The organism is Peribacillus asahii (assembly GCF_003570725.1).
GTDB classification, from domain to species: Bacteria; Bacillota; Bacilli; order Bacillales; family DSM-1321; genus Peribacillus; species Peribacillus asahii.
Genome location: NZ_QWVS01000011.1, coordinates 120,327 through 133,544, shown reverse-complemented (window position 1 = coordinate 133,544; position 13,218 = coordinate 120,327). Strand labels below are relative to the sequence as shown.

Annotated in this window: 9 protein-coding genes; 2 read left to right on the top strand and 7 right to left on the bottom strand. The window is 37.6% G+C overall.

Annotated elements, in window-relative coordinates; translation table 11 throughout:
* Position 1: 1 nt before the first annotated feature.
* From D1953_RS05635 to cyoE, 4 genes are all read right to left on the bottom strand, one after another.
* Positions 2–631 carry a cytochrome (ubi)quinol oxidase subunit III gene (locus D1953_RS05635; protein ID WP_119116180.1) on the bottom strand — a complete coding sequence of 210 codons (630 nt, stop codon included), beginning with the start codon at positions 629–631 and terminating at the stop codon, positions 2–4.
* Positions 631–2,505 (bottom strand): cytochrome c oxidase subunit I, encoded by a 1,875-nt coding sequence (gene ctaD, locus D1953_RS05630; protein WP_119116179.1) that lies wholly within the window; start codon positions 2,503–2,505, stop codon positions 631–633. Before ctaD ends, D1953_RS05635 begins: the two co-directional genes overlap by 1 nt.
* A gap of 25 nt (positions 2,506–2,530) precedes the next feature.
* The gene (coxB, locus tag D1953_RS05625; protein WP_119116178.1) at positions 2,531–3,613 is read right to left on the bottom strand and encodes a cytochrome c oxidase subunit II; all 1,083 of its coding nucleotides are present in this window, start codon (positions 3,611–3,613) and stop codon (positions 2,531–2,533) included.
* Between the two features lie 258 nt (positions 3,614–3,871).
* Positions 3,872–4,804, bottom strand: coding sequence for a heme o synthase (gene cyoE, locus D1953_RS05620; protein ID WP_119116177.1), 933 nt, complete (start codon positions 4,802–4,804; stop codon positions 3,872–3,874).
* Positions 4,805–5,622: 818 nt separating this feature from the next.
* Here cyoE and D1953_RS05615 point away from each other — a divergent pair.
* On the top strand, positions 5,623–6,600 hold the full coding sequence (locus D1953_RS05615) for a COX15/CtaA family protein (RefSeq protein WP_119116176.1): 978 nt from the start codon (positions 5,623–5,625) through the stop codon (positions 6,598–6,600).
* Between the two features lie 47 nt (positions 6,601–6,647).
* On the opposite strand, the gene pyc is transcribed toward D1953_RS05615, so the two are convergent.
* Positions 6,648–10,085, bottom strand: coding sequence for a pyruvate carboxylase (gene pyc / locus D1953_RS05610; protein ID WP_119116175.1), 3,438 nt, complete (start codon positions 10,083–10,085; stop codon positions 6,648–6,650).
* Positions 10,086–10,614: 529 nt separating this feature from the next.
* Complete coding sequence (locus D1953_RS05605; protein WP_119116174.1) at positions 10,615–10,896, bottom strand: Fpa/YlaN family protein; 282 nt, start codon at positions 10,894–10,896, stop codon at positions 10,615–10,617.
* Between the two features lie 157 nt (positions 10,897–11,053).
* Between D1953_RS05605 and D1953_RS05600 the strand changes: the two genes are divergently transcribed.
* On the top strand, positions 11,054–11,560 hold the full coding sequence (locus D1953_RS05600) for a peptidyl-prolyl cis-trans isomerase (protein WP_119116173.1): 507 nt from the start codon (positions 11,054–11,056) through the stop codon (positions 11,558–11,560).
* A gap of 169 nt (positions 11,561–11,729) precedes the next feature.
* Here the strand turns inward: D1953_RS05600 and D1953_RS05595 are convergent, their stop codons facing one another.
* On the bottom strand, positions 11,730–13,058 hold the full coding sequence (locus D1953_RS05595) for a PhoH family protein (RefSeq protein ID WP_119116172.1): 1,329 nt from the start codon (positions 13,056–13,058) through the stop codon (positions 11,730–11,732).
* Positions 13,059–13,218 lie beyond the last annotated feature (160 nt).

The following is a 13,218-nucleotide window of genomic DNA, read 5'->3' as shown; positions in this document are numbered from 1 at the left end:
TCTATCCCACCATTCCCATTAAATATACGACTGTAAAGATAAATACCCACACCACATCAATGAAATGCCAGTAAAGACTTGCTACATAAAACTTAGGTGCATTATACAAATTTAGCCCACGTCCTGCGTTGCGAAGCATTAAGGAGGTAATCCATAACAATCCAAAGGCAACGTGTGCTCCATGGAAACCAACAAGCGTATAAAAAGCTGAACCAAATGCACTGCTTGTAAAGGTATGATGGAATTCATGCACGTAATGGTTAAACTCATAAATTTCTAAACCGAGAAAACCGGCGCCTAAGAGAACGGTCACTACTAACCACGCTTGCATACGTTTGAAGTCGTGATTTTTCATATGATACATCGCATACACACTTGTTAACGAGCTCGTTAACAAGAGCATCGTAGCTACAAATGTAAGCGGCAAGTCAAAAATATCTTTTGCCAGAGCAGCATCTGCATTAGGTACTTTATCCTTTAGCGCCAGATAAGTGGCGAATAACGAAGCAAAAAGTACCGTTTCTCCACCAAGGAAAAGCCAGAAGCCTAAATATTTATTTTTCCCTTCTAACGTTGCTTTTTCAGGAGCTGCCGGCCATGTTGTATCAGTGAACTTTTGATCCATCTGCATTATGCCTTAACCCCCTTATCGTGATCATCTGTTAACTCTTCTTTATGAATATGATATCCATGATCGTCTTTAATCGAACGAATGAGCATCGATCCTAATGTAATCAATAGACCGATAATGATGACAGGTACTGTCCACGTTTTATCGTCATCCATATTGTAAAGAGCACCAAACGCTGCAACAAACAAACCTAAAGAAGTGGTTAACGGCAAAATTGATGAATTAGGCATATGAATATCACCTAGAGGTTCCGCTGGAGTCATCTCCGTTTTCCCATCCATTTTTTCCACCCAATAAGCATCTAAACCGCGAACAAGCGGTAGCTGCTTGAAGTTATAATATGGCGGCGGAGAAGAAATAGCCCATTCAAGCGTCCGTCCGTCTCCCCATGGGTCATTCCCAACTTTTACGTTTTTCACAGATGTGATAATAATATTAATGACAAGTACAATGACTGCAAATGCCATAAAGAAGGCACCGACTGTACTAATCATATTTCCTGTATTTAACCCTTGATTGTCTAGGAATGTAAAAATACGACGCGGCATTCCCATAAGACCTAAGAAGTGTTGAATAAAGAAGGTTAAATGGAAACCAATTAAAAACGTCCAAAATGATATTTTTCCTAAAGTTTCATTAAGCATGGTACCAAACATTTTTGGCCAATAAAACGTAACCCCAGCTAAAAGCCCGAATACGACACCGCCTACAATAACATAATGAAAGTGAGCAACAACAAAATACGTATCATGAAAAATATAATCTGCCGGTGCTACAGCATTCATAATTCCCGTTACCCCTCCCATTGTAAACGAAGGAATAAAAGCAACTGCATATAGCATTGGAACAGTAAATTTGACACTGCCTCCCCACATCGTCAAGAGCCAGTTGAAAATTTTAATTCCAGTTGGTACAGCAATTGCCATTGTTGCAACGGCAAAAATCGCATTTGCAATCGGACCTAAACCGACTGTAAACATATGATGCGCCCAAACCATGAATCCTAAGAAACCAATTAACACCGTCGCGAATACCATTGAAGAGTACCCAAATAATCGTTTTCTTGAAAACGTGGCCAAAATCTCCGAGAAAATACCAAAAGCCGGTAATATTAATATATATACTTCCGGGTGACCGAAAATCCAGAATAAATGCTCCCAAATAATCGTATTCCCTCCGGCTGCTACATCAAAAAAGTTAGAACCGAACATACGGTCAAACATTAATAAAACTAAGCCAACTGTAAGCGGCGGGAAAGCAAATAAAATTAGCGCAGAAACAACAAAGGTTGACCAGGTGAACAGCGGCATCCTCATATACGTCATACCTGGTGTACGCATATTGATAATCGTTGCGAGAAAGTTAATACCTGCTATTAATGTTCCTAGCCCTGATATTTGAAGACCTAATATATAGAAGTCGACCCCATGTCCTGGAGAGTGAAGAGATAAGGAAGCATACGATGTCCATCCAGCATCAGGAGCTCCTCCCATAAACCAAGAAAGATTTAAAAAGAGTCCCCCAAAGAAAAACAACCAGAATCCTAATGAGTTTAAAAATGGGAAAGCAACATCACGTGCCCCGATCTGCAATGGTACAACAGCATTCATCATGGCAAAAACCAATGGCATCGCTGCTAAGAAAATCATCGTCGTCCCATGCATTGTTAAAATTTCATTATAAAACCCTGCACTGACAAAATCGTTATTTGGAATGGCCAGCTGAATTCGAATAAACATCGCTTCTAAGCCGCCTAGGACGAAAAACACTCCGCCGGCAATAAGGTATAATATAGCGATTTTCTTATGATCTACCGTTGTCAGGTAATCCCATAGCGTTGCGCCAAATCCTTGTTTTTTAGCGTACGTACTCACGATTTAACCCCCTCATTACTGTGTCCTATTTTTCTTCCACTTTCAATTGCATTAAATAAGCTGTAAGAGCATTGATTTGTCCATCTGAAAGCTCTCCATACGTACCTGTCATCGTGTTACCCGGCTTATACACTTCAGGGTCTTCCAACCATTTTTTTAAGTTTTCTTCCGTATGGTCAAGTACTCCTGCTATTCTTTCACGTTCGCCAAAAGTAGCTAGATTAGGAGCCTGACGGGCAGTTTCAGGTCTACTATCATTTGGAGTAACAGCATGACAGCCGATACAGCTTTGATTAAAAATCTCTTCCCCTTGTTTTGCCAGACTTCCTTCCACTACTGGTTCAGAAGCAGCTTTCATCTCCTTCGCCCATGTATTAAATTCATCCTTTGATTTAGCTACAACTTTAAAATCCATCAATGCATGTGAAGGTCCACACAGCTCTGCACACTTCCCGTAGAAAAGGTCTTCAGCTTCATTTGCTTTTTGACTATCAAACTCTAAATAAAACTGATTAGGATTATCCGTATTTGTATCCATCTTACCGCCAGCAGCCGGAACCCAGAATGAATGTTTTACATCAGATGCAACCAAATTAAAGTACACCTTTTCATTAGTAGGAACGACTAAGTCTTGACTCGTAATAACCCCTAAATCAGGATATTCAAACTCCCACCAATAAAGATTTGCTCGAACATTTACAACAAGAGCATCCTTCGTTTTTCCTTCCTTATCTTTCTGATCCATTGCCTTTGTATCTGCTAAGTCAAATGTCACCTTAACAGTCGGAATAGTCAGAATTATCAGAAGGACAATTGGGATAACCGTCCAAATTACTTCAAGTTTGTGACTTCCTTCTACTTGCTTCGGTATGGTGTCATCGCCTTTTTTACGACGAAAACGAAAGATGACAATAAGAAAGAGAATAGTAACTACAATAACAACCAAAACCATAATGATGGTACTCAGCATCATTAAATTATACTGAGTTTGGGCAACTTCACCTGCCGGACGTAATGCGGATAAAGAAGCCATTCCACAGCCTGAGAGGACAAACGTCAAAATGCCTAACAAAGGTAGCAAGCGCCATTTGTGCAGCTTTCTTTTCATCAATTAGAAACCCCTCTTTCGTAAAAATTTCTCACAACCTCATCTGTCATTACTTGTGAAAATTCTTCCTATATATGAATTTCTATCAAAAAGAAAGAATTCCTATGATTAAATAAGAAATAAATACACTTGTGCAACCGCTTTTATTAAAGAGTCCTATTATCCATCATTTATTATGTATAAGCGGCTAACGTAAACTTAATGATATTTAGCGACAGCCTGTTTAATTATAAAACAGGCTGTCCAAAAAATATCACGTTATATTAATGTCACAATGACCATCGCTACAAATAAAATGGTCATATAGTTTAAAGAATAAACAAACATAATGCGGGCCCATTTTAGGTCATCTTTCATTGTAAATCCTTTTAGTCCTAAAACAAACCAGCCTATTCCTAGCAATGCGGCTAAAACGACCAGAGGAGTTCCTAGTGGTGTTAATAGAAAAGGAATAAACAACAGAGCCGTCACCCATAGAACGATGGATACTTTTGTTCGCTTAAAGCCCTTTACAACTGGAAGCATCGGAACATTCGCAGCTCGATACTCCTCCACTCGCTTCATTGCCAATGCATAGAAATGTGGTGGTTGCCATAAGAACATAATGGCAAATAAAGCCCAAGCTAATAAATCTAAATTAGGATCAACTGCCGCCCATCCAATAAGAGGAGGAACCGCTCCTGAAATACTTCCTATAATCGTATTCGATACATATCTACGTTTGGAAACCATTGTATACAAAACAATATAAGCCAAAACCCCAACGAACCCAATGACAGCTGTTGTTAGATTAGCAAAAGCTAATAAACCAAGACCGATGGCGATTAACAGAAAACTTAATGTTAACACCTTTGACGGACTGACTTTACCAGTAACAGTTGGTCGATTTTTTGTTCGTTCCATCAAATGATCAATATCTCGATCGTAATAGTTATTAAAGCTGCAAGAACCAGCAATAATAAAAACAGAACCTGCTAATGCAAAAAACACTAAATCTAGATTGCCTAAAAAGCTCATACCAGTAAAATGTAACGCTAACCAAAGGCCGGTAAATGTAGTAATCATATTAGAATTAACGATTCCTACTTTTATAAGAGCGAGAAAGTCTTTCCAAGCTGATGTTTCTTCTATATTTGTATGAATTGGCGCCCCACCGTTCTCAGTGTCTGCCATAGCCCTTAGATTTGACATGATTCTTCCTCCTTAATAATTCCTAGAGCAAACATAATAAGCTACTTACTAGACATTATTTCATACTTTTGCATTTTTGTAACCATCGAAGCCTTAAGAAAAGTTAAATTTTACCAAACAAAAGTGTGCATACAATATTAAAACAATGTTTTTCTCTCTATTCTTATACGTATTTACAGAGAATAACCTTAAAATACGTTTCCTCAATATATTAAATCATACCTATGAAATCTTTTGTGAATTTATTTTGTCTTTTTTATGACTTTATTGTGAATGCTATTTATTGTATTCCAGTTATAATCATCATTCCCTAGTTCTCTTCTTTTAGTCATATTCCGTGCCAAAAAAGGGAATCCATTTGTTAATTTCTACAAAAAACTCCTGTTACATTTCCTATGTGGATTCTATTTAAACTAACGTCCTCATGCTCTATAGTGCGAAATTAATTTACAGGATTGTCTACATTCAATCCTATTGCTGTTAAAACCATTTTAGGATTAACCTTTCTTACATAAATCTATAATTTTGTACCTTTCTTAACTACTCTCAACTACTCTAAAAGGTACTGTCTGCTTCACAAATCTAAAATTAAAATCGTTTTCAAGTTCATTCCCTAATCGAGACACTCAAATTATTACATAAGTATATAAGAATTATAAAAACTTGTAAAAAGATACCATTTTGTGTAATATCAAGCATAGATAAGCGAAACTTCTAAACATCCAAAAATCTAAAAATATTAAGCCTAGATTAATAACCCTAATAGAGTTTTCAGTGATAAACCATCCATATAACCAGTAAAGAAGGTGAAACGATACATGAAAGCATCTCTTAAATGGTTTGCAGTTTTAACGTCAATTGGTATGCTTCTAATCCTACTCGGAGGAGCATTGGTCACAAAAAAAGATGCAGGATTAGGATGCGGGCGTTCTTGGCCCCTATGCAATGGCCAACTGATTCCTGATGAAATTACACTTGAACTCATAATTGAGCTAGCCCATCGACTTGTTTCTGGCGGAGTTGGCATGATGGTACTTATCCTTTCCATTTGGACTTGGAGAAAAATCGGACATGTTCGTGGGGCAAAATTCCTGTCAATCCTTTCTTTCGGCTTTCTCGCCATTCAAGGATTGATTGGAGCAGCAGCTGTAAAATGGGCACAATCTGATTTTGTGTTAGCGCTTCACTTTGGCATTTCTCTTATTTCTTTTGCTGCTGTTTTCTTATTAACCTTACTTATATTCGAAGTGGATAAAAAGTTTGAAGCAGAGAAGCTAATCGTGGATCGTCGAATGAAATTCCACATACTAGGAATTACTATCTTCTGTTTCATCGTCGTATATACCGGGGCTCTTGTTCGACATACAGAATCCAGCCTTGTTTGTAAAGATTGGCCATTTTGTGTAAATAGCGAAATCGGCCTTCCTGAAAATTTATACGAATGGATTCAAATGGGGCATCGGGCAATGGCTGGAGTTATTTTTTTATGGGTTACCTACGCAATGATTATAGCCATCAAGCATTATAAGCATCAACAAGTAATTTATGGCGGTTGGATTTCTGCCTTTCTTCTCGTGTTTTTACAGGTAGCAGCTGGCGCCTTGGTCATCTTTTCTAGACAAAACTTATACATAGCATTGGCGCACTCTCTATTTATCGCCTGCTTCTTCGGTGTTATGAGCTATTTAGTACTCCTAACCTCTCGAAGTACTAAAAATGCTCTATTGTTACAAGAAGAAAGCTCTCTGATTCATAATTCCAATCAACAATCCTCTTCATCGATTTCATTACATTAAAAATAATAGTCCACCATTCTATGGAATGGCGGACTATTTATTATCTCTTACTTAGAAAGTTCAATTAATAAATCACCTGTACTAATTGCTTCACCATCTTTTACATAGATATCTTGAATCGTACCAGAGAATGGTGCTTGTACAGTCGTTTCCATCTTCATTGCTTCTGTAATGATTAAGTGATCCCCTTGCTTTACTTGATCTCCTTTTTCAACGACTACTTTGATTACAGTTCCAGGCATCGTTGCTCCAATTTGATTTTTATTTTTCGGATCAGCTTTTACTTTAGCTACAACCGATGATTTAATATTTTCATCCTTTATAATGACTTCACGTGATTGACCATTTAATTCAAAATAAACAACACGTGTACCATCCGCTAATGGCTGTCCTAAAGAAACTAGTTTCACAATCAATGTTTTTCCTGTTTCAATTTCAACTTCTATTTCTTCTCCTAATCGCATTCCATGCAGGAATGTAGGTGTATCAAGGTTTGAAACATCACCAAACTGCTCTATTGTTTTTACATAATCGAGAAACACCTTTGGATATAGAGCATACGCGATGACATCTTTCTTAGACACTGAACGACCGACTTCTTTCGTCAACTCTACTTGTAACGCATCGAAATCTACAGATTCTAGCAATTCACCCGGACGTACAGTAATAGGTTTCTTCCCTTTTAAAATCACTTCTTGCAGCTCTTTCGGGAATCCGCCAACTGGTTGGCCTAAATAGCCTTCAAATAATTCAATAACAGAGTCTGGAAAATCAATCGTTTTTCCTTTCGTTAGCACATCTTCTTCTGATAAGTTATTTTGGACCATAAAGAGAGCCATGTCACCTACAACTTTAGAAGACGGAGTTACTTTTACGATATCACCAAACATGATATTGACACGCTGGTACATTTCCTTCACTTCATTCCAGCGGTCACCTAATCCAACAGCTTTTGCTTGTTGTTGCAGATTGCTGTACTGGCCACCAGGCATTTCATGTTTATATACTTCTGCATGCGGTGCATTCATACCGCTTTCAAAGTCACGGTAATACTTACGAACACCTTCCCAATACTGTGATAATTGTTCAAGTGAATCAATATTAAGCTTTGGTTGTCGTGCTGTCCCCTCTAATGCGTAATGCAACGTTTGGATACTTGGCTGTGACGTTAAACCAGCTAATGATCCAATTGCTGTATCCACAATATCTACTCCTGCCTCGATCGCCTTAGAGTACATAAAAATCCCATTACCGCTTGTATCGTGAGAATGCAAATGAATTGGAAGCGATACGCTATCTTTCAATTCCGAAATAAGACGATACGCTGCTTCTGGTTTCAATAAACCGGCCATATCTTTAATAGCTAAAATATGAGCACCCGTTTGTTCTAATTCTTTTGCCATATTTTTATAATAATCAATATTGTATTTCGCTCGACTCGGATCATTTAAGTCACCTGTATAACAGATAGTCGCCTCAGCAATCTTTCCTGATTGACGAACAGCATCAATCGCGACTTCCATGCTTTTTACCCAGTTTAAGCTATCAAAGATTCGGAATACATCAATACCTGTTTCAGCCGATTGTTGAACAAATTCACGAATAACATTATCCGGATAATTTTTATACCCTACTGCATTCGATGCTCTAAGTAACATTTGGAACAGCGTATTCGGCACTTTCTTTCTCAACTTTTCGAGTCGATCCCACGGATCTTCCTTCAGGAATCGATACGCCACATCAAACGTCGCTCCCCCCCACATTTCTAAAGAGAACAAATCAGGCAGTAACTTCGAAGTTGGTTCAGCAATATCTAATATATCCTTCGAACGGATTCTCGTTGCAAGCAATGATTGATGTGCATCACGGAACGTTGTATCGGTAATCAATACTTCCTTTTTCTCTTTAATCCACTTAACAAGCCCTTCTGCACCTTGTTCATTCAAAATATTCTTTGTGCCTGCTATAGTCGGTAAATCCTGAACAGCTGGAATAATCGGCTCATCAAAGACCGGCTTTTTATGTTTTTCAACACCTGGGAAGCCATTTACCGTCACATTTCCTATATAAGAAAGCATTTTTGTACCACGGTCTTTTCGAACAGGAAAATCAAAAAGTTCCGGCGTTGTATCAATAAACGATGTATCATATTGACCCGTTAAAAACTTTTCATGTCGAACAACATTTTCAAGGAATGGAATGTTGGTCTTAATCCCCCGAATTCGAAATTCTCTTAAATTTCGAACCATTTTCGACGCTGCTCTCTCAAAAGAAATGGCATGAGTTGATAGTTTGACAAGCAGTGAGTCGTAGTAAGGAGTAATGACTGCACCTTGGAAACCATTTCCTGCATCCAAGCGGGCACCAAAACCTCCACCAGAACGATACACCATAATTCTACCTGTATCTGGCATAAAGTTGTTTAAAGGATCTTCCGTTGTAACACGAGACTGAATCGCAAAACCATGTGTTGCAATCTCTGATTGAGCTGGAATACCAATGACATCGCTATGTAAGCTATGACCTTCTGCAATCAAAATTTGTGACTGAACAATATCAATTCCAGTAATCATTTCTGTAATCGTATGCTCTACTTGAACACGAGGATTCACTTCAATGAAATAAAACTCATCGTTAGCCACAAGGAATTCTACTGTACCAGCATTGACATAGTTTACATTTTCCGATATTTTCACAGCCGCTTCACAAATGCGTTCTCTTAATTCATTTGATAGTGAAACAGAAGGAGCTACTTCGACCACTTTTTGATGACGTCTTTGTACAGAGCAGTCACGCTCATATAAATGAACAATATTTCCTTGCGTATCAGCAAGAATTTGCACTTCAATATGCTTTGGATTTTGAATAAATCGTTCCACATATACTTCATCATTTCCAAATGCAGCTTTTGCTTCAGATTTTGCGCGTGCATACGCTTCCTCTACTTCGTCTACCTGATGAACAATCCTCATGCCTCGACCGCCGCCGCCAAGTGACGCTTTAATGATAATCGGAAAACCATACTGCTTACCAAAATCAACAACTTCTTCAACATTTGCAACAGGTCCATCACTGCCAGGAATGACAGGAATACCGGCTAACTCCGCTTGTGTTCTAGCCTTTACCTTATCTCCAAACATATCTAGATGCTGTGTTTCTGGTCCAATAAAAATAATGCCTTCTTCTTCACATCTTTTCGCAAATTCAATATTTTCAGATAAAAAGCCATAACCTGGATGAATGGCATCTACACCGCTCATTTTTGCGATTTCAATAATTCCTTCAATATCCAAATAGGCATCAATCGGTTTTTTCCCTTCGCCCACAAGATAAGCTTCATCCGCTTTATATCGGTGGTATGAACCATAGTCTTCTTTTGAATAAATAGCCACTGTGCGAATATTTAGTTCCGTACAAGCCCTAAAAATTCTAATCGCAATTTCTCCCCTATTTGCTGCGAGTACTTTCTCTATTTTTTTCCCCATTTGTTCCACCTGCTTCTATGAATATTTTTTACTTTATAGAAAAAAGACGAGAGGGAACTCTCAACTTTTTATCCTTATAATCACTTTTCCAATATCATATTACCGGAAACCTAATGCCTAAAAGCAAAACATCAACCACTATGTCAATATATCATTTTAAAAAAGCGATTGAAGTAAGCGCTTTCTTCTATATTTACTGAAGAAAAATGAATATCGTTCTATGCCTATTTTAAAATAAGAATCCTTTTGAATAACTAATCCTAAAAAGCATCCATCCATTTTTCTTACATAATACTTTAACAATAATACTAATATGCTATGAATTCAACATAAAAATTCAAAAAATTCTATTTTATTGAATTAAAGTATAAACATATCCAATTATTTATGTATACAAAAATGAGCACAAACGGCCCTCTTCTCTGCCGTTTCACAAAAAAAGCAAAGGATTTTAGCAACTATGTATTAAACAATACCTAAAATAAAAAACTCAAACAATCATCGAGATTTGTTTGAGTTTAGCATATATTTATTTCTTTGTAGACGCATCATGTAAAATGGACAGTTCTCTCTCCAATGCTTCTAATAGTGCTTTACCTTCTATTTCCTCTACTAACCCTAAACGGACCGCAAAATCAATTTCACGCGATAGGCCGAACATTTGAGTATCGAGCACCTCTTCATAAAGAGGGCACTGAGGCATAGTAAGATTATCCATTTGTACTTTGATTAGTTTAAGTATCTTGTCAGCATCTGCTTTTAATAAAGCATAAGCTTTTTCTCGATGATTGATAAGCATTTCAGATGCCATATGAAATCCCCCCGCTCAAGAAGCGATTAAATCTTATCTTTAAATTTTACCTGTAGTTGACTAAAAAAGCAAGGACATCTACTCGTTCTCAAAGTGTGACATTTTCTTTATTTTTGATTATACTAAGTAATGTCATTAACAGAAGGGAATGAGAAATTTGGAATCAATCGTGTTTATTAACGGTAAAGTGAAATTTCCGATTACATTGGATCCAGGTGTTTGGATTTTCGACGATCGTAAAGTTGAAATCGATACATATTTTGATAAAGATAATGTAGTAGTGGATGAATTAGAAGACTACACACAAAAAGCTGCTGAACACTGGCAAAAAGAAATTCGTGAAGGGGCCATTCTGCCTCCTACTTTGAAAACAGAACGAAAATTTGAAAAAATCAAACTCATGACAGGAACATTCGGTATTCCTTTTAAGCCATTTTTACAAAATGCTGTTCCTGAAGAAGGAGCAACCGAAATCATCGTGACAGCTGATGGAAAAGAATTAAGCTTTCCTATCGAAGTAGCAAACGAATTTTTCCTCGGTTTCTCTAAAGAAGGTAAACCGCTTCGCTTGGAAGAAGATGGAGGACCAGTACATATTTATTTGGGAGATGGCTCTAATCGAGATAATCCCATCAAAAACGTTAAATCGTTTACAGTAAAGTAAAACTTTCATCACTAAGGGTCTCCTTGATCCCCACTGTAGTCACCAAGAGAATCTATAACGACTGTCCTCCTAAGCTTGAAGTGGAAGTCCTACTGGCCCCTCTGTTAAGCCTGGAGAAAAAGAGCTTCACAAGAAACGGCAAGCTAATCAATCTTGCCGTTTCTATTCGTTATAAGAGATTGGCAGCTAATTGTGCTAATCCTGAGCGCTCGCCTTTTACTAACTTTACATGTCCAGCAATCTTTTCTTGTTTAAATTTTTCCACTACATATGTCAAGCCATTGTTATACTCATCTAGGTAAGGATGATCAATCTGCTCAGGATCACCCATTAACACAATTTTACTGCGATCACCTACACGAGTTAAAATGGTTTTCACCTCATGCTTCGTTAAATTTTGAGCCTCATCAATGATAATAAATTGATCAGGGATACTTCTTCCACGGATATACGTTAATGCCTCTACCTCAATTGAACTCATACCGGCCAGAATCGCATCCAGTTCTCCCGGTTTCTTTGTATTAAATAAATATTCTAGATTATCAAAAATTGGCTGTATCCAAGGTCGTAGCTTCTCCTCTTTTTCTCCTGGTAAATATCCAATATCCTTGCCAACTGGGACAATCGGTCTGGCTACAAGCAATTTCTTATAAATTCCTTGATCTTCTGTTTGAAGCAGTCCTGCCGCCAAAGCAAGTAACGTTTTTCCTGTACCCGCTTTACCAATTAACGTAACAAGAGGTACATCCTTTCGAAGTAAAATATCCAACGCCATCGTCTGCTGCACATTCCGGGGCTTAATCCCCCAAATATGTTCACCTTCATAGTGTAGTTTCTTTACTATTTTTTTGTGCTCATCTACTATCCCTATAGCTGAAGCAGAACCACCAAGCTCATCCTTCATCAGTAAAAATTGATTTGGAAAATAAGTCTCTTTTGTTAATTCCGATAGCAACAAATGCCCTTTCATATAAAATTGGTTTAATTTATCTACCGTAATATAGATTTCTTTAAACCCGGGATAAATATGATCTAATTCAACGACACGGTCATTTAAGAAATCTTCCGATTCAAGGCCAATAGCATCAGCCTTTACTCGAACAAGCGTGTCTTTACTAACTAAAATCACCGCTTTTCCGTCTGGCTTTGTTTCCTCCTCTAATGAAATATTTTTCGCTACAGCTAAAATGCGATTATCATTCGTTTTTTCTATAAAGATTTCTTGAAGCTCATGAAATGAACGATGATTCAGCTCAATTCTTAGCTTCCCACCATTGTGAAGGGGAATCCCGTCATGCAGTTTTCCTTTTTCTCGAAAACCGTCAATTAATTTCGATACTTGCCTTGCATTTCTACCAATTTCATCCATGTAGCGTTTTTTTGAATCCAATTCCTCTAAAACAACTGCTGGGATAACAACTTCATTCGCTTCAAAAGAAAAAATTGAATACGGGTCCTGCAACAGGACATTTGTATCTAATACATAGATTTTCCCCAAGATAATCCCCCTGCCTACTTTTGTCAGTATTGTCGTACTCTTTTGACTGCTTCCTGCATCTTATGTAGCGGACGAGACTGTTGATAAAATATATGTTTCATTGCATAAAGATAGAAGAACATTTACAGACTATAAACAAAATGTCGTAAATGGGGGTACA

Coding starts and splice junctions, on each gene's coding strand:
- D1953_RS05635 (WP_119116180.1), bottom strand. CDS start 631: ATGCAGATGGATCAAAAGTTCACTGATACAACATGGCCGGCAGCTCCT.
- coxB (WP_119116178.1), bottom strand. CDS start 3,613: ATGAAAAGAAAGCTGCACAAATGGCGCTTGCTACCTTTGTTAGGCATT.
- cyoE (WP_119116177.1), bottom strand. CDS start 4,804: ATGTCAAATCTAAGGGCTATGGCAGACACTGAGAACGGTGGGGCGCCA.
- D1953_RS05615 (WP_119116176.1), top strand. CDS start 5,623: ATGAAAGCATCTCTTAAATGGTTTGCAGTTTTAACGTCAATTGGTATG.
- pyc (WP_119116175.1), bottom strand. CDS start 10,085: ATGGGGAAAAAAATAGAGAAAGTACTCGCAGCAAATAGGGGAGAAATT.
- D1953_RS05605 (WP_119116174.1), bottom strand. CDS start 10,896: ATGGCATCTGAAATGCTTATCAATCATCGAGAAAAAGCTTATGCTTTA.